23 protein-coding genes and 4 tRNA genes are annotated in these 22,462 nt (G+C 65.2%); 16 read left to right on the top strand and 11 right to left on the bottom strand.

The window, feature by feature from the left end; genetic code table 11:
• Positions 1 to 76: 76 nt before the first annotated feature.
• The gene (locus R3P93_RS05400) at positions 77 to 265 is read right to left on the bottom strand and encodes a hypothetical protein (protein ID WP_008719333.1); all 189 of its coding nucleotides are present in this window, start codon (positions 263 to 265) and stop codon (positions 77 to 79) included.
• Between the two features lie 61 nt (positions 266 to 326).
• Between R3P93_RS05400 and R3P93_RS05395 the strand changes: the two genes are divergently transcribed.
• The 3 genes from R3P93_RS05395 (at position 327) to R3P93_RS05385 (ending at position 5,070) form a co-directional block, all read left to right on the top strand.
• Positions 327 to 2,618: a helicase-associated domain-containing protein gene (locus R3P93_RS05395; protein WP_149405029.1), complete on the top strand. Its 2,292-nt coding sequence runs from the start codon at positions 327 to 329 to the stop codon at positions 2,616 to 2,618.
• 88 nt (positions 2,619 to 2,706) lie between these two features.
• Positions 2,707 to 4,362, top strand: a complete 1,656-nt coding sequence (locus R3P93_RS05390) for a DNA repair helicase XPB (RefSeq protein ID WP_094639782.1) — start codon at positions 2,707 to 2,709, stop codon at positions 4,360 to 4,362.
• 39 nt (positions 4,363 to 4,401) lie between these two features.
• Positions 4,402 to 5,070, top strand: a complete 669-nt coding sequence (locus R3P93_RS05385; RefSeq protein WP_317532569.1) for a DUF3239 domain-containing protein — start codon at positions 4,402 to 4,404, stop codon at positions 5,068 to 5,070.
• A 16-nt stretch (positions 5,071 to 5,086) separates the two neighbouring features.
• Here R3P93_RS05385 and R3P93_RS05380 read toward each other — a convergent pair whose 3' ends face one another.
• A complete protein-coding gene (locus tag R3P93_RS05380; RefSeq protein WP_317532568.1) occupies positions 5,087 to 6,073 on the bottom strand; it encodes an LLM class F420-dependent oxidoreductase in 987 nt (328 codons plus the stop codon).
• A gap of 62 nt (positions 6,074 to 6,135) precedes the next feature.
• Between R3P93_RS05380 and R3P93_RS05375 the strand changes: the two genes are divergently transcribed.
• The gene (locus R3P93_RS05375; protein WP_317532567.1) at positions 6,136 to 7,308 is read left to right on the top strand and encodes a pyridoxal phosphate-dependent aminotransferase; all 1,173 of its coding nucleotides are present in this window, start codon (positions 6,136 to 6,138) and stop codon (positions 7,306 to 7,308) included.
• Entirely contained in the window at positions 7,305 to 8,330 is a 1,026-nt protein-coding gene (locus tag R3P93_RS05370; RefSeq protein ID WP_317532566.1) for an AraC family transcriptional regulator, read from the top strand. Before R3P93_RS05375 ends, R3P93_RS05370 begins: the two co-directional genes overlap by 4 nt.
• Here the strand turns inward: R3P93_RS05370 and R3P93_RS05365 are convergent.
• Positions 8,323 to 8,748: a VOC family protein gene (locus R3P93_RS05365; RefSeq protein ID WP_317532565.1), complete on the bottom strand. Its 426-nt coding sequence runs from the start codon at positions 8,746 to 8,748 to the stop codon at positions 8,323 to 8,325. The genes R3P93_RS05370 and R3P93_RS05365 overlap by 8 nt on opposite strands.
• Positions 8,749 to 8,807: 59 nt before the next feature.
• Between R3P93_RS05365 and R3P93_RS05360 the strand changes: the two genes are divergently transcribed.
• On the top strand, positions 8,808 to 9,428 hold the full coding sequence (locus tag R3P93_RS05360; RefSeq protein WP_317532564.1) for an alpha-ketoglutarate-dependent dioxygenase AlkB: 621 nt from the start codon (positions 8,808 to 8,810) through the stop codon (positions 9,426 to 9,428).
• Here the strand turns inward: R3P93_RS05360 and R3P93_RS05355 are convergent.
• Positions 9,425 to 10,507, bottom strand: coding sequence for a 3-deoxy-7-phosphoheptulonate synthase (locus R3P93_RS05355; protein ID WP_317532563.1), 1,083 nt, complete (start codon positions 10,505 to 10,507; stop codon positions 9,425 to 9,427). The genes R3P93_RS05360 and R3P93_RS05355 overlap by 4 nt on opposite strands.
• A gap of 251 nt (positions 10,508 to 10,758) precedes the next feature.
• Between R3P93_RS05355 and R3P93_RS05350 the strand changes: the two genes are divergently transcribed.
• From R3P93_RS05350 to R3P93_RS05330, 5 genes are all read left to right on the top strand, one after another.
• Positions 10,759 to 11,805: an iron-siderophore ABC transporter substrate-binding protein gene (locus R3P93_RS05350; protein WP_317532562.1), complete on the top strand. Its 1,047-nt coding sequence runs from the start codon at positions 10,759 to 10,761 to the stop codon at positions 11,803 to 11,805.
• 97 nt (positions 11,806 to 11,902) lie between these two features.
• Positions 11,903 to 12,361 (top strand): MarR family winged helix-turn-helix transcriptional regulator, encoded by a 459-nt coding sequence (locus R3P93_RS05345; protein ID WP_317532561.1) that lies wholly within the window; start codon positions 11,903 to 11,905, stop codon positions 12,359 to 12,361.
• Positions 12,358 to 12,783, top strand: coding sequence for an organic hydroperoxide resistance protein (locus R3P93_RS05340; protein WP_027495882.1), 426 nt, complete (start codon positions 12,358 to 12,360; stop codon positions 12,781 to 12,783). Before R3P93_RS05345 ends, R3P93_RS05340 begins: the two co-directional genes overlap by 4 nt.
• A 12-nt stretch (positions 12,784 to 12,795) precedes the next feature.
• Positions 12,796 to 13,791, top strand: coding sequence for an NADP-dependent oxidoreductase (locus tag R3P93_RS05335; protein ID WP_149405021.1), 996 nt, complete (start codon positions 12,796 to 12,798; stop codon positions 13,789 to 13,791).
• An 89-nt stretch (positions 13,792 to 13,880) separates the two neighbouring features.
• Entirely contained in the window at positions 13,881 to 14,798 is a 918-nt protein-coding gene (locus R3P93_RS05330) for a pseudouridine synthase (protein ID WP_317532560.1), read from the top strand.
• Here the strand turns inward: R3P93_RS05330 and R3P93_RS05325 are convergent.
• Positions 14,725 to 15,852 carry a hypothetical protein gene (locus tag R3P93_RS05325; RefSeq protein ID WP_317532559.1) on the bottom strand — a complete coding sequence of 376 codons (1,128 nt, stop codon included), beginning with the start codon at positions 15,850 to 15,852 and terminating at the stop codon, positions 14,725 to 14,727. The two genes, R3P93_RS05330 and R3P93_RS05325, sit on opposite strands and share 74 nt — an antisense overlap.
• A 97-nt stretch (positions 15,853 to 15,949) precedes the next feature.
• Here R3P93_RS05325 and R3P93_RS05320 point away from each other — a divergent pair, with 97 nt between their 5' ends.
• Both R3P93_RS05320 and R3P93_RS05315 read left to right on the top strand, forming a co-directional pair.
• A complete protein-coding gene (locus R3P93_RS05320) occupies positions 15,950 to 16,534 on the top strand; it encodes a helix-turn-helix domain-containing protein (RefSeq protein WP_149405019.1) in 585 nt (194 codons plus the stop codon).
• Between the two features lie 90 nt (positions 16,535 to 16,624).
• Positions 16,625 to 16,924 (top strand): ANTAR domain-containing protein, encoded by a 300-nt coding sequence (locus tag R3P93_RS05315; RefSeq protein ID WP_143536687.1) that lies wholly within the window; start codon positions 16,625 to 16,627, stop codon positions 16,922 to 16,924.
• Positions 16,925 to 16,937: 13 nt separating this feature from the next.
• On the opposite strand, the gene R3P93_RS05310 is transcribed toward R3P93_RS05315, so the two are convergent.
• The 6 genes from R3P93_RS05310 to R3P93_RS05285 form a co-directional block, all read right to left on the bottom strand.
• A complete protein-coding gene (locus R3P93_RS05310) occupies positions 16,938 to 17,240 on the bottom strand; it encodes a hypothetical protein (protein WP_149405017.1) in 303 nt (100 codons plus the stop codon).
• An 82-nt stretch (positions 17,241 to 17,322) separates the two neighbouring features.
• Positions 17,323 to 17,898 (bottom strand): DUF6584 family protein, encoded by a 576-nt coding sequence (locus R3P93_RS05305; RefSeq protein WP_094671531.1) that lies wholly within the window; start codon positions 17,896 to 17,898, stop codon positions 17,323 to 17,325.
• Positions 17,899 to 17,997: 99 nt separating this feature from the next.
• Positions 17,998 to 18,074, bottom strand: a tRNA-Phe gene (locus R3P93_RS05300).
• Between the two features lie 56 nt (positions 18,075 to 18,130).
• Positions 18,131 to 18,204: transfer RNA gene (locus R3P93_RS05295), tRNA-Asp, on the bottom strand.
• Positions 18,205 to 18,328: 124 nt separating this feature from the next.
• Positions 18,329 to 18,401: transfer RNA gene (locus R3P93_RS05290), tRNA-Glu, on the bottom strand.
• Between the two features lie 79 nt (positions 18,402 to 18,480).
• Complete coding sequence (locus R3P93_RS05285) at positions 18,481 to 19,149, bottom strand: TetR/AcrR family transcriptional regulator (protein WP_068047934.1); 669 nt, start codon at positions 19,147 to 19,149, stop codon at positions 18,481 to 18,483.
• A 619-nt stretch (positions 19,150 to 19,768) separates the two neighbouring features.
• On the opposite strand from R3P93_RS05285, the gene R3P93_RS05280 reads away from it, so the two are divergent.
• The 3 genes from R3P93_RS05280 to R3P93_RS05270 all read left to right on the top strand — a co-directional run bounded on the left by R3P93_RS05280 (position 19,769) and on the right by R3P93_RS05270 (position 22,395).
• Positions 19,769 to 21,022, top strand: coding sequence for a lipase family protein (locus tag R3P93_RS05280; RefSeq protein ID WP_317532558.1), 1,254 nt, complete (start codon positions 19,769 to 19,771; stop codon positions 21,020 to 21,022).
• Between the two features lie 69 nt (positions 21,023 to 21,091).
• Positions 21,092 to 21,167: transfer RNA gene (locus R3P93_RS05275), tRNA-Lys, on the top strand.
• A 271-nt stretch (positions 21,168 to 21,438) separates the two neighbouring features.
• Positions 21,439 to 22,395: an acyl-ACP desaturase gene (locus R3P93_RS05270; protein WP_317532557.1), complete on the top strand. Its 957-nt coding sequence runs from the start codon at positions 21,439 to 21,441 to the stop codon at positions 22,393 to 22,395.
• Positions 22,396 to 22,462: the final 67 nt, after the last annotated feature.

Genomic DNA, 22,462 nt, shown 5'->3' with positions numbered 1-22,462 from the left:
CCCGGAGACGGTTCAGCTCGTACGAAAGAAGCCCCCGACGGATTGTCGGGGGCTTCTTCGTGCTCGAGGGCCGCGGCTAGCGATTGACCACGGTCACAGGATGGGCGTAGGGAAGGTCTTCGACGGGCAGCGGGAACTCGGTGTCCTCGCCGAAGGGCGACAAGCCACCCGAGCGAGCGGACGAGAGTTCGGTCACCGCGTGGTCACCGCGAGCGGTTTCCGGCCAGCCTGGATCGACATAGGGCTTCTTCGACTTGTTCACCATGCGCCTATTTTGACACCTGCCCTGCGGCAAGCACCAGCCCAGGTCTCTAATCTGATAGACGATGACCGACACGACTGCGCACCGACACACCGATACGCCCCCGGATCTGCCTCGATGGATCGCAGCTCGCAGCGACGCCGAGCTGATCAGGGCCATGTCGCTGCGTCCGGATCTGACCGCGCCGCCGCCCGCATCCCTTGCCGTACTGGCCGGACGGGCCGAGCAGCGCCGATCGATCCTGCACACCGCGGACACCCTCGACACCCTCGCTCTGACGGTTCTCGAGATCCTCGCCATCGAAGAGGCGTACGAGCGCCCCGTCACCCGCGCCGCGCTGCTGGCCGTGGTCGCCAAACGCGCACCGGCCAAGAGCGTGGACAAGGCACTGTCCCAGCTGCGCGAACGCCTGCTGGTGTGGGGCGATGCAGCAGGCTTCCGCATCAGCGCCGCAGCGGCGGACGCGGTGCCGTGGCGCATCGGTCGCGCACTCGACCCGGTGGACAACCTCACCGAGGCCCACATCACCGCGGCCCTGGCCGAACTCGGTGACGGCGAACGCGGCCTTCTCGACACCCTCGCCAGATCGTCCCCCACCGGCCGCACCCGCGACGCAGCACCGGGCACGCCGCCGGATCGCCCCGTCCAGAAGCTGCTCGCCGCAGGTCTGCTGATCTGGTTGGACGAACAAACCGTCGAGCTGCCCGTCCAAGTGGGCCAGATCCTGCGCGGCGAACCGATGTCGGACCCGCGCTCGCTCGCCGAACCCAAACTCGACACCAACACGTATTCGCTCGCCGACGTCGACGCCGCTGCCGCAGGAGAGGCGCTGGAGCTGGGTCGGCACTGCGTCGCGGTGATCGAGGCACTGTCCGCTTCGCCTGCACCCGCTCTGAAGGCCGGCGGACTGGGAGTACGCGAGCTCCGCAAGATCACCAAGGCCACCGGCCTCGACGACGATCGAGTGAGCGTTCTCGTCGAGTTGCTGGCCGCCGCTCACCTCATCTCGAGCGGAACACCGGACCCGGTTCCTGCGTCCGACAACGGCGACGACTACTGGGCCCCGACACCGGCGGTCGAGGCCTGGCTCACCGCCGCCCCGGCAGCGCGCTGGCACACCCTGGCCTCGGCCTGGCTCGAAGTGCCGCGGGCACCCTGGGTCATCGGAATGCGTGACCCCAACGACAAACCCATCGCCGCCCTGTCCGAGGAAGTCCGCTCTCCGGCCGCACCGCGGGATCGACGCATGATCCTGGAGTTGCTCGCAGAACTCGGCAGTGGACACGCAGCGCAGCCCGCCGACCTCGCCCGCACCCTGGCCTGGCGTCGACCCCGGTGGTCCGGACGCTTCGGCGTCACACCCGTCGGACATGTTCTCGCCGAAGCCACCGCTCTCGGCATCGTCGCCCGCGGGGCGATCTCGACCCCGGGCCGCTCCCTGCTGCACGACGGCAATGCCGAGGCAGACATGCGCGCTGCCCTGCCCGAGCCCATCGACTACGTCCTGGTGCAAGCCGACCTCACGTTGGTGGCACCCGGCCCGCTCGAGCCGGACCTGCAGGATCGAATCGAACTGGTCGCCGACGTGGAATCCGCGGGCGCGGCCACTATGTACCGGATCAGCGACACCAGCCTGCGCCGCGCTCTCGATGTGGGACTGACCGCCTCCGAGCTGCACACGTTGTTCGCCACCCACTCGAGAACGCCGGTTCCGCAGGCCCTGACCTACCTGATCGACGACGTGGCTCGTCGGCACGGCCGCCTACGCGCAGGCGTCGCCGCGTCGTTCGTCAGGTGCGAGGACCCGGCACTGCTGGCCGAGGTGATGGCGTCCCCGGCAGCCGAATCGCTGGCCCTGCGAGCGCTGGCTCCGACCGTCGCGATCTCACAGGCCCCGCTCGCCGAAGTACTGACGGTCCTGAGCGGAGCAGGATTCGCGCCTGCGGGCGAGGACTCGTCCGGCACCATCGTCGATCTGCGTGCCCGCGGGTCGAGGGTGTCGGCGCGGCGGCCACGCCAGGCGTTCCGCACTCCGGCCGTCCCCACCGAGGAACAGCTGGGTTCGTTGGTGCGCGGGATGCGCGCTGCCGACAGAGCGGCAGGCAACGGCGGCGCCGTGGTGCGCGCCGACGGGTCTCGGGCCAGCAGCACCGCGACGATGACGCTGCTGCAGACCGCGGCGAAGGTCAAACGGAGCGTGAGCATCGGCTACGTCGACGCCCAGGGCGTGGCAACCCATCGCATCGTCGATCCGATCAGCATCGGAGGTGGCCAACTCGACGCGTTCGACCCCGCCACCGGTGGGGTTCGGCGCTTCACCCTGCATCGGATCACCTCGGTCGCATTGGTCGAGTAGACCGGGCTCACGTGCACGCACGCCCCTACCTGTGGACAATGGAGAAGTTGCGCTCTTTCGGGCGCAGCAGATGTCTCTAGGAGGAACCGTGACCGACGGCCCGCTGATCGTCCAGTCCGACAAAACGCTGTTGCTCGAGGTCGATCACGAACTCGCGGGTGCAGCGCGGGCGGCCATCGCACCGTTCGCGGAGCTCGAACGTGCCCCCGAGCACGTGCACACCTATCGCATCACCCCGCTGGCACTGTGGAACGCACGCGCCGCGGGCCACGACGCCGAACAGGTGGTCGACGCGCTGGTGAATTTCTCGCGTTACGCGGTGCCGCAGCCGTTGCTGGTCGACATCGTCGACACGATGGCGCGCTACGGCCGGTTGCAGTTGGTCAAGAGCCCGGTGCACGGCCTGGTGCTGATCAGCCTGGACCGCGCGGTGCTCACAGAGGTGATGCGCCACAAGAAGATTGCGCCCATGCTCGGCGCGATGGTCGACGAGGACACGGTGATCGTGCATCCGAGCGAGCGCGGCCACGTGAAGCAGATGTTGCTCAAGATCGGCTGGCCTGCCGAGGACCTCGCCGGCTACGTCGACGGCGAAGCTCACCCCATCGAGCTCGACACCGAGGGCGGCAACTGGACGCTGCGCGACTACCAGGAGATGGCAGCAGATTCGTTCTGGGCCGGCGGCTCGGGAGTCGTCGTACTGCCCTGTGGCGCAGGCAAGACGATGGTCGGCGCGGCCGCTATGGCCAGAGCCAAGGCCACCACGCTGATTCTGGTCACCAACACCGTCGCCGGTCGCCAGTGGAAGCGCGAACTCATTGCACGCACCTCGCTCACCGAGGAGGAGATCGGCGAGTATTCGGGAGAGCGCAAGGAGATTCGCCCTGTGACAATCGCCACGTACCAGGTGATCACGCGTCGTACCAAGGGTGAGTACAAGCACCTCGAGCTCTTCGATTCCCGCGACTGGGGATTGGTGATCTACGACGAGGTGCATCTGCTCCCCGCGCCGGTGTTCCGCATGACAGCCGATCTGCAGTCGCGTCGACGCCTCGGCCTCACCGCGACGCTCGTCCGCGAGGATGGCCGCGAGGGCGACGTCTTCTCGCTGATCGGGCCCAAGCGCTACGACGCACCGTGGAAGGACATCGAGGCGCAGGGCTGGATCGCGCCGGCCGAGTGCATCGAGGTTCGCGTCACCCTCACCGATGCCGAGCGCATGTCGTACGCCGTGGCCGAGCCCGAGGAGCGCTACAAGCTGTGCTCGACGGCGCACACGAAGATCGCCGTCGTGAAATCGATCCTCGCCAAACACCAGGATGCTCCGACGCTGGTCATCGGTGCCTACCTCGACCAGTTGAACGAGCTCGGTGAAGCGCTGAACGCTCCGGTCATTCAGGGCTCGACCAAGAACAAGGAACGTGAAGTGCTGTTCGACGCGTTCCGCAAGGGCGAGATCCAGACGCTCGTGGTGAGCAAGGTGGCGAACTTCTCGATCGACCTTCCGGAAGCCTCTGTGGCAGTCCAGGTTTCGGGAACGTTCGGCTCCAGGCAGGAAGAGGCTCAGCGCCTGGGCCGACTGCTCCGGCCGAAGCACGACGGTGGTCAGGCCCACTTCTACTCGGTGGTCTCCCGCGACACCCTCGACGCCGAGTACGCAGCCCACCGTCAGCGCTTCCTCGCCGAACAGGGCTACGCGTACCGCATCACCGACGCGGACGATCTGCTCGGTCCGGCGATCTGAGACTTCGGGTCGGCTCGGTGCCGTGCTAGGAATACCTGTGTGCGCAAGTTCGAGTTCCCTGTAGACGTAGCCCACGCGAAGTCGGTCAACGAGACGTTCACCGAGCTTCGCCGGTTGCGGGCCTCCGCAGCGCTCACCGCCGTGTTCCTCATCGCACTGGGAGCGTGGTTCGTCTGGATCGCCGCCCCGTGGTCGTACATCCTCGGCGCGGTGTTCCTGATCGGCGCAGCCACCTCGGTCTGGGTGATGCTGTGGGCACCCCGAAAGATGGGTTCCATCGAATCGCAATATGCCGCAGGCGATCTGGTGCCGGCGGTGGTGGCCGAGAAGTTACCGGGTGGAGCGATACTGCTGGCCCTGGTCGACATCGCGAAGCCCGAGGTGGACGAGCCGCATTACGTGCTGATCACCCGCGTCGTCCGGGCCCTGCCCGGACACGCCGTCGAGCGGGGCGCACAGGTCCCTGCCGTGTCGGTTCTCGCGGACCGTGGCCGAAACACCGGAGGGCGAGCGTGGCAGTTGGCCTCGGTGATGCCCATCGCCTGGGGAACCACCGATCCGGCGGTCATCACGCGCGCCGTCGAGAAGATCACCGAGGGCGAGTGGGCGTTGCTGCACGCCAACATCGGCCTGTCGGAGAAGGTCCGCACGGCCAAGAACCAGCAGCTGCTCATCGACCCGGCGGATCTTCCCGACGACCTGCGCTAGAGCCTGCAGCGACCCACTAGGCCAGTGCAGCGATCACGTCCCGCTCGAAGAGTTCGATACCGGAGCGTTCGTAGGCCGCTTCGGGGAAGTAGAAGATGCCGTACGTCATCCCTTGTTCCTGCAGCGCCGTCAGGTTCTCCACGATCTGCTCAGGAGTTCCCACTGCGGGCATGCCGCGGTACGCGTCGAGTGCGCTGTGGGCCTTGTCCGCACCCACGTACTCGGTCAGACGAGCCTCGAGGGCGCGCAGCTTGTCTTCCACCTCGGCCTCGGTCTCCGCGACGACGACGTTGTAGTTCGCCGACCGGACGATGGCATCGAAGTCGGTACCCACCGCTGCGCAATGCTCGCGCAGCAGAGCGGATTTGGCGGCGAAACCGGTGGGGGTTCCGTCGAAGTTGGTGTAGTTCGCGTACTTCGCGGCGATCTTCAGAGTCACCTTCTCTCCGCCGCCCGCGATCCACAGCGGGATGCCTCCCTCCTGCAACGGCAGGGGCCGCACCACGGCACCGTCGATCTCGTAGTACTTACCGTCCAGGAAGACCTCTCCGGCCGTCCATGCCTGTTTGAAGATCTGCACGCCCTCGTCGAGCCTGCCCAATCGCTCTCCGGCAGAGGGGAACCCATAGCCGTAGGCGCGGAACTCGTGCTCGTGCCAGCCGCCTCCGATGCCCATCTCGACGCGGCCTCCGGAGATGATGTCGACTGTGGCAGCAACTTTGGCGAGGTATGCCGGGTTGCGGTACGACATCGCGGTGCACATCTGGCCGAGCCGGATTCGCGAGGTGGTCGCGGCCAGAGCGGACATCAGCGACCAGGCCTCGTGCGTCGCCTCGTCGGTCGCGGTGGGAACGGTGTGGAAGTGGTCGTAGACCCACAGGGATTCCCACAAACCGGCCTCGGCAGCGAGCGCGTGATCGCGCATCGCACTCCAGTGCTGGGCAGGGTCGATGCCGACGAGATCGAGACGCCACCCCTGTGGCACGAACAATCCGAATCGCATGACAGGCACAGTACAGACGCAGGGCGAAAGACCGGTTCCCGTCTGTGAACTACGCTGCAGGAATGTCCGAGTTGTTCCCCTCGCGCACAGTGGCACGGTTGCGCCCGTTCGCGTCGACGATCTTCGCCGAGATGACCGCACTCGCCGTCGAGAAGAAGGCCGTCAACCTCGGGCAGGGCTTCCCCGACACCGACGGCCCACCAGCCATGCTCGAGACCGCGCGTGAGGCCATCGCGAGCGGCCTCAACCAGTACTCCCCCGGCCCTGGCATGCCGGTGCTGCGGGCAGCCATCGCCGACGACAGGGCGGCCCGATTCGGTCTGCGCTACGACCCCGATTCGCAGATACTCGTCACCGTCGGTGCCACCGAGGCGATCTCGGCGACACTTCTCGGCCTGATCGAGTCAGGTGACGACGTCCTGCTGATCGAACCGTTCTACGACTCCTACGCGGCCGCCATCGCACTAGCCGGTGCCACTCGAACCGCGGTGCCACTGGTGTCCGACGGCAACGGATGGACCGTCGACACCGACGCCCTCGAACGCGCCATCGGGCCCCGCACGCGCATGCTGATCGTCAATTCCCCGCACAACCCCACCGGCACGGTCTTCGACCGGGACACCACGATCCGCATCGCCGACATCGCCGTCACCCACGATCTGCTGGTCCTCACCGACGAGGTCTACGAGCACCTCACCTTCGACGGCACGGTGCACACGCCGATCGCGACACTGCCCGGGATGTTCGAGCGCACCGTCACGGTGTCGAGTGCCGCCAAAACCTTCAACGCCACCGGATGGAAGACGGGCTGGGCGCTGGGGCCTGCCGAATTGATCGACGCCGTCCGCGCGGCCAAACAGTTCATGACCTTCGTCGGCGGCACTCCCTTCCAACCGGCCGTCGCCTACGCGCTCGAGCACGAGCAGGCGTGGATAGCGCAGATGCGCGACGGCCTGCAACGCAAGCGAGACACACTCTCGGCCGCTCTCGCAGCGACAGGTGCCGATGTGAAGTACAGCGCAGGAACGTATTTCGTCTGTGCCGACATCGCACCGATCGGACGCGGTGACGCCTACGAGTTCTGCCGCTCCCTGCCGGATCTGGTGGGCGTCGCGGCGGTTCCGGTCACGGCGTTCGTCGACGAGCCGGCTCCATGGAAGTCGTTGGTGCGCTTCGCTTTCTGCAAGCAGGACGAGGTTCTCGCCGACGCGGCCGAGAGGCTACGAAAGTTGTGACTGCGCAACCGACGATCCCGGCCTACTTCGTCAGGCAGGCCGTCGACCTCGCGACGAGGAGCGGAGTCGACCTGACCTACCCGCTGTCGATGGCCGGCATCGGATCCACCATCCTCGACAATCCGGCCGAGCGTCTGACCACCCGGCAGGTCACCGCATTCACCCAGGCGGTCTGGACGATGACCGGCGACGAACTGTTCGGTCTCGCTGCAGTACCGGTGCGGCGCGGGAGCTTTCGCGTGGTGTGCCAGACCCTGATACACACCGAGAACCTGCAGGCTGCACTGATTCGAATGTCCGAGACCATGCGGGTACTGATACCGGTACGCCCCATGACGATCGATCGAACCGAAGAATCCACGGTCCTGACGGTGCACGTCACTCCCACCACCCACCTGAGCCCGGAAGGCAACGAACTCGCCGAGCGACTGCTGACCGACTTCCTGCTGATCCTGCTGCACCGATTCGCGGCGTGGCTCATCGGCAACCGGGTCAAGCTTCTGTCGGTGCAACTGCCCTACCCGCTACCGGGCCCCGAGGCGGGAAAGATGTACGACGCCATCTTCGGAACCCACGTGGAGTTCGGAACCGAGCTCGCCACACTGGAATTCGACAGCGCGGTGATGCGGGCACCGATCGTGCAGACCGAGGCGACTCTGGCGGAGTATCTCGCGGAGTCGCCCAATCTGCTGTTCTCGTCCCGAGATTACGACAGCACTGCGTCGAGCCAGGTTCGCCGTGCCCTGGAAACCGGATTCAAAGGTGGCGCACCGGGAACCGACGAAATCGCGGCGATGCTGAACATCAGCCCGCCACACCTGCGCCGAATTCTCCGACAGGAGGGCACCTCCATCAACCAACTGCGAGAAGAAGTGCTGCGCGATGCAGCGATTTCCGGTTTGAGCCGCGGAGACAGCGTCGACGACATCTCGACCAGGTTGGGGTTCTCCGAGCCCAGCGCCTTCCGTCGAGCCTTCAAGCGATGGACCGGCCAGACCCCCGGCTCGTACCGTCTCAGCTGACGCAGAACTCGTTGCCCTCGGGATCGGTCATGGTGATCCAGACACTGGGGCCCTGATGTCCTCGATGCAGTACCGACGCGCCCCGTGCTTCCAGTTGTGTGACCATCGATTCACGCTCGTCGCCGACGCGGATGTCGAGGTGCAGCCGATTCTTCACCGACTTCGGCTCGGCCACCGATTGGAACAGCACCCGCGGGCTGTCGGGCGACTCGGGATCGGTGATTCCCGCGCCCGCCTGCCACACGAGAACACCCTCGAAAGTGGTCGTGTCCTCCTCGCGCGCATGCCCCGCGGCGACCATCTCGCGAATGAAGTCCTCGTTGCTGGGTTCGGACTGCCAACCCAGCGTCTGCGCCCACCACTTCGCCAGTGCATGCGGGTTCGCACTGTCGACGACCACCTGAAATCGATATCCCATGACGGCACGGTACCGCCGCACACTGGAAATGGGAACACACGTTCGATACAGTGACGGTCATGTCGCTCGCCATGCAGGGCTCGTTGTTCGGTGACGCCGACGGTGGCGTCGGGTCGCTCGAGTCCGTCACCCGTCGCGAACTCACACGCGGGGCGTGGGTGGACGTTCGGCCGGGTTGGTTGTCCGATACCCACCTGTTCGATTCACTGGTGGACTCCGTCGAGTGGCGGGCCGAGCGCAGGCAGATGTACGACCGCGTGGTCGATGTCCCGCGCCTGGTTCGGTTCTACGCCGAGCGCGAGCGGTGGCCCGACGCCGCACTGTACGACGCGCGCGATGCCCTCGACGAGCACTACCGCGCCGAACTCGGAGAATCGTTCGCCACCGCCGGACTGTGCTACTACCGCGACGGATCCGACAGCGTCGCCTGGCACGGTGACAACATCGGTCGCAGCGCCACCGAGGACACCATGGTTGCGATCGTATCCCTCGGTGCCTCACGGCAACTCATGCTCCGACCGCGCGGCGGTGGAACGTCGTTGAAGTTCACGCTCGGTCACGGCGACCTGGTGGTGATGGGTGGCTCGTGTCAACGAACCTGGGAACATGCCGTACCCAAGTCCACCCGCGCGACCGGCCCACGCATCAGCGTGCAGTTCCGACCGCGCGGGGTCCGCTAGCGCGAGGCCCGGCGCTTCTCCACCGCGGACGCAAGTGTGTCCAATTGCGTTGCCGTGGTGGTCCAGTCGAGGCAGGCGTCGGTGATCGACTGCCCGTACACCAGATCGTCACGGTGGCCCAGCTCGAGATCCTGACGCCCCGCGACCAGGAAGCTCTCGAGCATCAGACCTACGATGCCGTGTTCGCCTGCCGCGACCCGTGCTGCCACGTCGGTGACCACGTCGACCTGCTTGTTGTGGTCCTTGCGGCTGTTGCCGTGGCTGGCGTCGATGACGACTCGCTCCGGTAGGCCCGACTTACGCAGGCGTGCAACGGTATCGGCGACCGATTCGGCATCGTAGTTCGGCCCGTCGACGCCGCCGCGCAGAATGACGTGACAGTCCGGGTTTCCTACGGTGCGGATCAGAGCCGCCTGGCCGTCGAGGTCGGTGCCGGGGAAGACGTGGCTCGCGGCGGCAGCGCGGGTACCGTCGACCGCGACCTGGATGTCGCCCTCGGTGGAGTTCTTGATCCCTACCGGCATCGACAACGCACTGCACAGCTGGCGATGCACCTGACTGGCCGCAGTCCGCGCACCGATTGCGCCGTAGCTGACCAGGTCTGCGATGTACTGCGGGGTGATCGGGTCGAGGAACTCGCACCCGACCGGCAGGCCGAGCGCGGAAATATCCAGCAGCAGTTGACGTCCCACGCGCAGGCCGGCATTGATGTCGAAGCTGCCGTCGAGGTGCGGATCGTTGATCAATCCTTTCCACCCGAGCGTCGTCCTCGGCTTCTCGAAGTAGACCCGCATGACGATGTGCAGGCGATCGCCCAGTTCGGACGCCTTGGCCGCGAGGCGTCGGGCGTAGTCGAGGGCAGCATCGGTGTCGTGCACCGAGCACGGGCCGACGACGACGATCAGTCGATCGTCACGGCCGTCCAGCACGTCGACCACGCCGGCGCGGCCGCTTCTGACGGTGGCAGAGATGGCGTCGTCCACTGCATGGTCGCGGCGCAGCACCGACGGAGCAACCAGCGGACTGATGCTGATGGTCCGCTGATCATCGAGAGGTGGGGTGTCGAGAGAGAGTGTCATGACGGGTCGTTCCTGTTCCCAGGCCGGCTCCTCATGCTCCACACGCACTTCGAGCCGGTCTGTATCCGGCTCGTGGGGTGGAGGGTCAGCGCATGGCGTCGCTGGCTGACCCACCCGGGGCCGGCCTGCTAAACCAGAAATACGTGCGCTGCATGAAAAGCACCGTAGCAGATGAACGAATCGCGGACCTCAGCCCGATCAGGATTAGGCTAGCGTTACCTGCTTACGCCCGCCCTGTGAAAGAGAACGAAGTGAAACGTCTACTCGTGGCCACCACGATCGCCGCGGTCACCGCACTGACCACCGTCGCCTGCGGGGGCACCGCCGAGCAGACGGCCGGTCCCTCCACCAGTACGGCCTCGGCCACCGCCGACGACAGTGCCACGGACGCACCCGGCCCCACCGGCATCCCCGACGGGATGGGTTCGGGTGCCGCGGACGGAGTGTTCCCCCGCACGGTCGGCCACTTCGGCGGCTCCACCGAAATCCCCGCCGAACCGAAGAAGATCGTCGTCATCGCCACCGGCCAACTCGACGCAGCCCTCACTCTGGGCGTCGTACCCACCGGAGTCGCCTACGGAGACGGTGCCGCTCTGGTCCCGGACTACATCAGCTTCTCGTTCCCGCAGTACGCGGACCGGATGGACCGGTTCGTCGACGTCGGCAACCGGCAAGAGGTCGACATCGAGGCCATCGCCGCCATCGAACCCGACCTCATCCTGGCGAACGAGGCCGGTTCCGAGGACATCTACTCGACGCTGTCGACCATCGCGCCGACCGTACTCACCGAGGGCACCGGAGTGAACTGGAAACAGGACTTCCTGCTTCTCGCCGACGCGTTGGGCCGTACCGAGCAGGCACAGAGCTTCGTCGACACCTTCACCTCCGATGCTGCGGCACTGGGTGATTCGTTCGCGAGCGGTGGCGCACCCACGGTCTCGTTCGTCCGCTTCACCGCCGACCGGGCACGCGTGTTCGGCGTCCCGTCGTTCGCCGGATACATCGCCTGGGACGCCGGACTGGCCCGACCGGAAAGCCAGCAGTTCGACAAGACCTCGCAGGACTTCAGCGAGGAAGAAATTCAACTGGCGAACGCGGACTGGGTGTTCGTCTCCAGCCAGGACGCCGAAGCCGATTCGAGCGCCGCGTCGTACACCACCAACCCGCTGTGGACCGGAATGAGCGCGGCCACCGAGAACCACATCGTCCGAGTAGACGACGATCCGTGGTACCTCAACGCAGGCCCGACGGCGGCAACCATCGTGCTCGACGGACTGAAGAACGCTCTGCAGAACTGACCCTCATGTGCACGGCATCTCGTAGCAGGCTACGAGATTCCGCTCACATCGGACAAGTAGGTTGCGCACAACTAAACCGTGCACTACTGTTCTTGACGTGACCAACGAACTCGCACTCGACCGTCAGGTGTGCTTCGCGTTGTATTCCGCTTCGCGGGCTACCACCGCGGTGTATCGCCCGATGCTCGACGAGCTCGGCGTCACCTACCCGCAGTACCTCGTGCTGCTGGTGCTGTGGGAACAGGACGGGCGCGGCGTCAAGGACATCTGCGCCGAGCTCGATCTCGACACCGGCACTCTGTCGCCGATGCTCAAGCGGCTCGAAGGCCTCGGATTCATCGAGCGCCGACGCCTGAGCACCGACGAACGTCGCGTCGAGATCCACCTGACCGAGGCCGGAAGTGCCATGCGCACGAAGGCACTCGACATTCCACGCAAGCTCGCCGAGAAGACCGGCATGAACGTCGACGATCTCGTCAAGCTCAAGGAGTCGCTCGACGCATTGACGAGCGCTCTGCATCACACCGATTCCGGCAAGACAGAAGGAGCATCATGAAGACGATCTACACCGCCGAGGCACTGGCCACCGGTGAAGGCCGAAACGGCCACGCCCGCACTTCCGACGGACGCCTCGATCTCGATCTCGCCATCCCCGAGGCCATGGGCGGCAGCGGCAACGGCACCAACCCCGAGCAGCTCTTCGCCGCCGGCTACGCCGCATGCTTCCACTCCGCACTGCAGATGGTGGCACGTCAGGACAAGGCCGACGTCACCGATTCGGCCGTCGGCGCTCGTGTCGACATCGGCCCCAACGACGCTGGCGGCTTCCAGCTCGCCGTCACCCTCGAGGTGACGCTGCCGAACCTGAGCCGCGAGAACGCACAGGCATTGGCCGACAAGGCCCACCAGGTGTGCCCGTACTCCAACGCCACCCGCGGCAACATCGACGTCACCGTCACCGTCACCGAAGACGAGTAAGGACTCATCACCATGAAGGCACACGAAATTCACCTCGCGTCCCGCCCACAAGGCTGGCCGACGGAGGACAACTTTCGCGCGGAGGTCGTCGATCTCCCCGAGCTCGCCGACGGGCAGATCCTCGTCCGCAACATCGTGATGTCGGTCGATCCGTACATGCGCGGCCGGATGAACGACGTCAAGTCGTACGTCCCACCGTTCCAGCTCGACGCTCCGCTCGACGGCGGCGCAGTCGGCGAGGTCGTGGAGTCCAAGGCCGAGGGCTTCGCTGTCGGCGACGCCGTTCTGCACGGCAAGGGGTGGCGCGATCTCGCCGTCGTCCCGGCGAAGGGCGCAAGCAAGGTCGACCTCGACGCCGCGAAGGCCTCGGCATACCTCAGCGCACTCGGAATGACCGGCACGACGGCGTATGCGGGCCTGACCGACGTCGCGTCGTTCAAGGAAGGCGACGTCGTGTTCGTGTCCGGCGCAGCCGGTGCCGTCGGATCGCTCGTCGGCCAGATCGCCAAGGCGCTCGGCGCATCTCGGGTCATCGGCAGTGCGGGCTCCCCCGCCAAGGTGGCTCGCTTGCTCGAGCTCGGTTTCGACGCGGCATTCGATTACCACGACGGCCCGGTCGCCGAGCAGCTCCGCAAGGCGGCACCCGACGGCATCGATGTGTACTTCGACAACGTCGGCGGCGAGCATCTCGAAGCTGCCATCGGTTCGATGAACAAGTACGGCCGAATTGCCATGTGCGGAGCCATCGCTCAGTACAACTCCACCGAGCCCACTCCCGCACCACGCAATCTCGCTCTGGCCATCGGCAAGGAGCTGACGCTCAAGGGATTCATCGTCGGTTCTTACGCGCACCTCACCGAGGAATTCCGCACGAAGATGACCCAGTGGTTGGACAGTGGCGCAATCGAATTCGACGAGACAGTCGTCGACGGTCTGGAGAATGCTCCGTCGGCGTTCATCGGACTGATGAAGGGTGAGAACACCGGCAAGATGGTCGTCACCATCTGAGTCGGACCCGAAAGGTTCTACCGCAGTCCACACTCCGGTCGGAATTTCCGACCGGGGTGTTTCCATGCTCGAGCGGTTAGAGTCGATACATGCCCGCCGCTCCCCTGCCGTTGCGCGACGGTCTCGACCCCACCCGGGTGCGAATGCCGGACAGTGCAACCGGGGTGACCGTGCTCGAGCATCTGCGCGCCCGGTTCCCCCAGGACGCAGCCAGGCTGACCGAGAAGGTCGCCGGCGGCGAGATCGTCGACGCGGCAGGCGTACCCATCGACTCGACGACGGTCGCGAGACCGCGATCGGACATCTATCTCTACCGCGATCCACCCGTGGAGCCGACGGTGCCGTTCTCCCTCGACGTTGTCCATCAGGACGAGAACCTGCTCGTCGTCGACAAGCCGCACTTCCTGGCCACCACCCCACGCGGCGCCTACGTCGCGCGATCTGCCCTCGTCCTGCTCCGACGCCGGTTCGACCTGCCCGAACTGAGTCCGGCGCATCGCCTGGACCGACTCACCGCCGGTGTTCTGGTGTTCACCGTCAGGCAGCAGGCTCGGCGGCCGTACCAGGAGTTGTTCGCTCAACGCGCGATCACCAAGCAGTACGACGCCATCGCCCCACTCGCCCAGGACCTGGACTTTCCGCTGACCGTACGCAGCCGAATCATCAAGGAACGCGGCGTCCTTCAGGCTCGTGAGGTACCCGGCGAGCCCAACGCGGACACTTTCGTGGAACTCGTCGACACGCTCGGAACCCACGGCCTGTACCGATTGCATCCGCGAACCGGAAAGACCCACCAACTTCGAGTTCACATGTGCTCGTTGGGAATTCCGATCGTCGGCGACAATTTCTACCCGGCGTTCCGCGATGTCGCCGACGACGATTACTCCGACCCCCTCCGCCTGTTGGCCCGTTCGATCGAGTTCGTCGATCCGCTCAGCGGCCTGGTTCGACGGTTCGAGAGCGATCGGAGTCTCGAACCACCTGCGATGCAGCAGATTCGGCCGTGACGTCGGCGATCTCGGCGGTACGGACCGTGATGCGATGCGAAATGACTGCGAGCGCGAACAATCCGATCGCAACGTTGAACAGCGCGGCAAATCCTTCCTGAGCGAAGTCCACGAGGGCGTTGAGCAGAGTGAATATCAACGCGGACACGCGGAGGATGCGCAGAGGCCAGAGCGGGCCTTCCGGGCGTAACCGCAGCATCGCCGGCAGCGCCGTGGCGAAGGTGAGACAGGCACTGACGAACAGGATCCCGCTGGCAATTCCCATGCCGTCGATGTCGATCGTCAGGTCGCGCCGATCGATGTCCAGGTCCCCGATCACGAGTTCGACGATTCCGAACACCACTCCGGCCCCGGAGAGCAGAACCAGTCCCCAGCCGACGAAGGGAATCCACCGGGGGCTGGTGAAGAAGGCGGGGATCAGCCGGGGAACGAAGTTCCACAGCGAGTGGGTCCGCGACGTCGACGAACGACAGCGACCGAGCAACAGTCCGATCCCGGCCACGGTGTCCGCGTCGGCCCCCTCGGCCTCGGCGCGCGCGAGCATTCGTAGCGCCCAGTCGCGCCGATGCTCGGGCAGTCCGTGCGCGACGCCATCGGCGGCGATCGCAGCCGCATTGGCCAGCGATTCGTCGACCGAGGGCCGGCGGAACTCCCGGACGATCCTGCTGAACACCAACAGCAGGACCACCAGGACGTACATGATCTCCGACGAGGGTCCGTAGAAATAGTCGTTGTCCTTGGTGACGAATTTGCCGACTTCGTCGAGGAACAACCCGAATCCGATCCCACCGAGCAGCACGGTGAACACCCGAACGCCGAACCCGATGAACATCCACCCGATCAGCAGCGCGAGCATCATCGCCGCTCCGCCGTACAGGGCATGAGCGATGTGCAGCGACTTTCCGCCTACCTGGGGATAGTGAGTCAACTCCAGGTATGCCCTGGTGATCAGAATGGTCGCGATGGCCACGACCATGAATGCCTCGGATGCGGGGCTGCCGTAGGCATCGCGAATCATGCCACTGCGGTATGTGGTCCCCGAACGACCCGTCATCGATCGATTATGTGCCGCCCGCTGCGCCCACGGGCGGTTTTCGGTCGCCTCTGTTTCCCAGGTTGACAAATTCGATTGCCGAAACTGCAATGGTGTCATGGACGACACGAACAAGGGTCTGGACGAGGTCATCGCAGGCCTCGGTCCCCGCCTCAAGCGCATCAGGATGGAGAAGAACACCACCCTGGCGTCGCTGTCGGACACCACGGGAATTTCGATCAGCACACTGTCACGGCTCGAGTCCGGTGACCGCAAGCCCAGCCTCGAGTTGCTGTGGCCCATCGCTCGGGCCCATCAGATGAAACTCGACGATCTGGTGACTGCGCCTCCCGTGGCGGACCCTCGGGTGCGCACCACGGCCACCGTTCGCGAGCATGTGACGATCCTTCCCTTGACGCTGCGTCCCGGCGGCCTGCAGGCGTACAAGCTTCTGATCCGCCCGGAGAGCTCGGAGCCGCGTCCCCGAACCCACGAGGGGTACGAGTGGTTCTACGTCCTCGACGGCACCCTGCGGCTGATTCTCGGCGAGCACGATCTGACGATGAAGGCCGGTGAGGCAGCCGAATTCGACACTCGTGTGCCGCACTGGTTCGGAGCCGTCGGAGACCGGCCGGTCGAGCTTCTGAGCTTGTTCGGACCCCAGGGCGAGCGGATGCACGTGCGGGCGAAACCGACGGTATGAAATGTCATGTCCGTGTGAGACAGTGAAGCCCGCTCGACCCCAGGAACCGCTTCGGTCATCCGCACCGACCACACCATCTCGAGGAAAATGATGACCGACAGACTGCCCGAATCGCCTGCATCCCGCACCCACGTGGACATCGCAACCGGCGTGCTCATCGGGATCCACGGCGGCTCCGTCGCCGACGCCATCGACGAGCTGTTCACGACCGCGAGAAATCACCGGGTCAGTCTGTTCGAGCTCTCTCGCACACTCATCACCGTCGCGGAGGGCCGCGACATCGAGCGATCCTCCGCAACCGATGCGGTGTACGAGGTGTGGGGCTCGGCACTCGGCCGTCGAGGCGCGGAGACGACCTTCGGTATGGTCACCGATTCCGCAGCTGTCTGATCGAACCCGGGAGTCAGCCGCGAACGGATGGATCGCTGCGTAGCTCGGGAAAGCGCGCCGTCATCGCATCGATGTGTCGGTACATTTCGTACAGCTCGGTGCGGAGCGCCGACGCCTCGGACTCGAATGCTCGGGCCTTGGATTCGGCGCGATCCGCGCGAGCTCGAAATGCCTTGGACTGCGCCAGTTCGATGGAGGCCGAACACGTCTCGATGTGTTCGGCCAGTCCTCTCGCGAACACCTTCGCCTGCTCGAGGTTGACGGCATAGTTGTCGTCTCGCGGAGCCGGTGACGCCGCGCCGTTCGCTGTGCCCATGGAACTCGTCACCCTCGATCGTCGGCCGGAAATTCTTTCGCGACTCTACGCTCGGCGTCGAACGCTTCGTTCGTGAACCGGGTCAGCCGAAGACGAGCGCCAGGACCACGGACGCCGAGGTGGCGGCGATAGCGATCACGATGGTCGCCGCTATGGCTCGCTGTCGCACCGTGCGGTAGCTCGCCCCCGCACGAGCGCCGGCGAAGTCGTCATCGTCGGCATCGAGATCGGAGTCGTAGAAGTCGTCCGAGTTCAGCCCGTCCTCGTCGAAATAGACGACGTCTCGCGGCGGCACCCACTGTTGTCCGTTGGCTTCGATCGCGGCCCCGAGCCGTTCGAGCCGAATCCGCGCACGGGTGGGGTACCAATCGGACGGCGCGTGGATGGGAAGGGCCCGCGCCATCATCAGAGGCGATCTGTACTGCTTCTCCAGTGCGGCGAACGCAGCGGACGCCGTCGGATCGTCGTCGGACTTGTCGGTGAGAAACCATGCCGCTCCGGCCGCCGCACGATCGCCGAGTACCAGATACGTGTACGCGAGCAATTCGAGAATGCCGGGCGATGTCGGGTTTCGGACCAATGCGCCGACCAGTCGATCCCTGGCAGCGATGCTGTCTCCGCGCGCCAGATCCTCCTGCGCTCGATCGATCACGTCCACGCGTCGACAATAACTCGTGGACGCGAAAAAGCCCCTGCCGGAGTACCGGAAGGGGCTTTCATCGTGCTTGTCGATACATGTGCTCGTCGATCCACACCGTGGTGGCCAGGGCCGGGATCGAACCGGCGACCTTCCGCTTTTCAGGCGGACGCTCGTACCAACTGAGCTACCTGGCCGGGCGGCACCGGTACTACAATGCCATCGCAATGCCGATACTCTCGTATCGATGTTGCGACCCTGACGGGACTCGAACCCGCGACCTCCGCCGTGACAGGGCGGCGCGCTAACCAACTGCGCCACAGGGCCTTGCTGTTGTTGCCGCGCTATTTCTAGCGTAGAAACTCTCCGAACTGCAAATCCGCACCTCGCGGAGAGCGAGACGAAGAATGCTGTACTGCCGACCGGGTTGTCAAACCGATCTCTTCCTACGTACCCCCTACGGGATTCGAACCCGCGCTACCGCCTTGAAAGGGCGGCGTCCTAGGCCGCTAGACGAAGGGGGCCCGCCGAACTGCTTCGACGTTACCCTCAACGGCGTTCCGTTGGGAGCTGGGATAGCTTAGGACACTTTCGCTGTAAATCTCAAACCGGCAGGTCAGAGGCGGTTTTTGCGCAGTTTTCACTGTAGTGATCCCACCCGTGCAGTTTGAACTCGGCGAGCCAACGCTCCGACGCCATCGCTAGCAGCACGACCTCGACGGATTCTTCGAACCGCTCGCGCAGATCTGCGTTGTCGGCCACCAGATCCGACATGTAGCGCTGACCCGCCATCGACGCTGCGAGCACTCGCACGAACTTGGTCGCGTCGAACTCCGGCTTCAGGTCACCCATCGCCAGAGCACGCTCGGCCTGCGCGAGCCCCTGAGCGCCCCAGACTCGACCGCCGCCCGAATGGACCTCCGCGTAGAACTCCGGCTCGACTATCAGCCGGAACTCCGCGCGCACGATCACGTCGTTCTGGAAGTTCTGTGCGATGTCGTCCACGATCCCGCGGATGACGTAGAACGGATGCGCAGTGGTGTCGGCCCACTTCTCCGTGATGGCGACGTACCGATCCAGTCCGGCAGCGAGCACAGCCCGGGCCAGATCTTCCTTGGACTGGAAATGGAAATACATCGCGCCCTTGGTGGCATTGGAGCCCTCCAAGATGGTGTTGACGGATGCAGCTGCGTATCCGCGTTTGGCGAATTCCGCCGCCGCCGCCTCCACGATGGCCGCCCGGGTCCGCCGTGCGCGCTCTTGTTGTGCCATGTATTCCGTGCCTCCGAGCCCCAAGCGCCCTGCGTATCCGCAGGTAGTACAGATAGAGAGTACTTCACCCGAACGACATACGAGTCGACTCACCTACGGTTCGCTTCGACACATACACCCGACAGAAAAATCGGTTAGGCAACCGAAACAAGCCGAATGGTATGATCTGCGCGGCTCGAGTGCGCTGCAGGGGGTGCGCACTCGAGCCGCACTTCTGCGCCCCTCCCCGCGCCGAACCACACGCCGACCCAGTCGCTTTCGGCGGTGCCCGCGACACCGCCCGTTCCCCACGAACCGAACGGTCGACGCGTCGCCCACGCCGCTCCGGGAGCACGGACAACTTTCGGTTGAAAACCGAATTACATTTCACGGTAACGGATCTCGAGCACGAACTGCTTCGCCTTGCTCGTTAGCATTTCAAATCTACTGCCCAACAAACGAATACGTCGTCGTAGCCGAACGCATTCGGTCAAATCAATTGCACGGTAATCGATATGAGAAAGACTGCTCGGTAACGTTTCCGACACGTTCACGGTCTTCGACCGAGCTGGCGCCTGCGCTGACTTACTGTGAAATACACCACAGGGGGAGATCGGCCGATTCGAGACGAGTGAATGCCATGAAGGTATCGATCTGCGCATTTCGTTCCATCACGACAGTGATGGCGGTGGCCGTACTCACGCTCTCGACGACCGGAACGACGACCGCAGACCCGCTGGGCAACTTCGTGGCACCCGTCGCCGATCCAGCTCTCTACCTACCCACCCCACTCGGCGAGCCCTGGTTCGATCCGCCCTCAGGCTACGAACAACGACCTCCCGGGTCGGTGCTGGCAACCCGACAGGTGACCGTCGGGCCGCTGTTCACGCCGGTCACGTCGACGCAGATCCTGTTTCGTACCAATGACTCCAAGGACCGGCCCGTTGCTGCGGCCACCACCGTGATCGTGCCGACCGCACCGTGGACCGGACCCGGAAGCCGGCCCGTCGTGGCGTACAACATGGCCATCAACTCACTCGGCAACACGTGCGCACCGTCCTGGCTGCTCCCGCGCGGGTTGGCCCGGGAGATCCCGGCAGTGCAGGCCTTCCTGGCCAAGAACTACGCCGTCGTCGTCACCGATCACGAGGGGCCACGGCAGGCGTACGCCGCCGGACGCATGGCCGCGCACGCGGTACTCGATGCCCTCCGAGCGATGGTCCGGCTACCCGAGCTCGGTTTGCCCGCGTCGTCTCCCATCGCTGTCACGGGGTATTCGGGTGGGGCGATCGCCACAGGATGGGCGGCGCAATTGGCCCCCTCGTACGCGCCCGACGTCAATCTGGTCGGCGCGGCGTTCGGTGGTCCGCCGACCGATTACCGGATTCTGCTGACGTCGATGAACGGAACTGCGGCGTCGACGCTCTTCCTGTCCGCAGCACTCGGAGTGGCCCGCGAGTACCCCGAACTGTTCTCGCTGATGAACGCCAACGGACTGCGCCTGGCCACCGTCGCCAAGGATATGTGCGTCAGCTTGCTCGCCCCCGGTGGACTGGTGGCCCCGATCCCCGCGCAGGCGCTCTCGGACATCCCCGACGTCGACCGCACCGAGATCGCCGAGAGCGTCATCGCCGCGACCCGCCTCGGCGGCGACCTCGCCCCCACCATCCCCACGATGATCTACCAGGGACAACAGGAGTTCTGGATTCCACGACAGGGAGCCGAGACCCTCTACGACGAATGGTGCGCGCAGGGTGCGAGCGTCAGACTCGAGGAGTATCTCGGCGAGCACCTGATCGTCGCTTTCAGCGGCATCCCGGGCGCGTACGCCTGGATCGACGACCGACTGGCCGGCATTCCGGTGCCGAGCGGATGCAGCAGCTTCGGACGCTGACCCCGGTCGACACCACTGCCGGGGGTACTGCCCGTCGGCACCGCGCGGCCCATTACACTTTCGAGCCGCGCCCCTATAGCTCAGTTGGTAGAGCTACGGACTTTTAATCCGCAGGTCGTAGGTTCGAGTCCTACTGGGGGCACCACACACCGTCCGGGTAACAGTGATCACACCTGTCCGGAACGTACACTCGGACGTAACGATCGGCCGAGGCCGAGCGACGTGCAGGGGGAACTGCAGCGGTCGTGAACTCGCGGAAGCCGGTCGGAGGATCGACGCTCCGGGGGCACATCGCGTCGATCGACACCGAACATCACGACCGCCGGAACAGCAAGTGAACAGGCTCGACACGGTTCACACCGAACCTACGGTGCCGTAAGCTGGACCGGTCGTACGCAATCTATGGAGGCGATCTAATGGCGAGGGATCTGACACAGCTCGAGCTTCTGCAAGAGCTGGTGCCCACTGCCGAGGACAATGTGAACCGTCACATCTCGATGGCGCGGGAGTGGCACCCTCACGACTACGTTCCGTGGGACGAAGGTCGCAACTTCGCCGCACTCGGCGGCCAGGACTACGACCCGGAGCAGTCCAAGCTCTCCGACGTCGCACAGGCCGCGATGATCACCAACCTGCTCACCGAGGACAACCTGCCGTCCTACCACCGTGAGATCGCCGAGAACTTCTCCCAGGACGGTGCCTGGGGAACCTGGGTCGGCCGCTGGACCGCCGAGGAGAACCGCCACGGCATCGTCATGCGCGACTACCTCGTCGTCACCCGCGGCGTCGATCCCGTCGCCCTCGAAGAAGCCCGCATGATCCACATGACCAACGGCTTCGCCTCACCGGCAGGATCGCAGACGGGTCTGCTGCACTCGGTCGCCTACGTGACCTTCCAGGAACTCGCCACCCGCGTCTCACACCGCAACACCGGCAAGGTCTGCGACGATCCGATCGCCGACCGGATGCTCCAGCGCATCGCCGCCGACGAGAACCTGCACATGATCTTCTACCGCAACATCACCGGCGCAGCGATGGACATCTCGCCCGATCAGACGTTGCAGGCTGTCTCGGACATCGTCATGAACTTCGTCATGCCCGGTGCCGGGATGCCGAACTTCCGCCGCAACGGTGTGCTGATGGCCAAGCACGGCATCTACGACCTGCGTCAGCACCTCGAGGACGTCGTCTGGCCGGTCCTGCGCAAGTGGAGCGTGTTCGAGCGCAACGACTTCACCGCACGCGGGGAGAACAAGCGCGAAGAACTCGCCGCATTCCTCGAAGACCTCGAGCGGCAGGCCACCAAGTTCGAGGAGATGCGCGATCGGTCCCTCGCCCGCGAACGCGCGAAGGCCGAAGCACGCGCGTCGTAAGCTCAGATCGGCTGGTGTGCCCGGTACCGACTTCGGTGCCGGGCACCACTGTTTTCCGGCATCTGTC

Source organism: Rhodococcus cerastii (assembly GCF_033042195.1).
Classification (GTDB): domain Bacteria; phylum Actinomycetota; class Actinomycetes; order Mycobacteriales; family Mycobacteriaceae; genus Rhodococcoides.
Note: the sequence above shows the minus strand (reverse complement) of the source record. Positions and strands in the feature narration are given on the sequence as shown.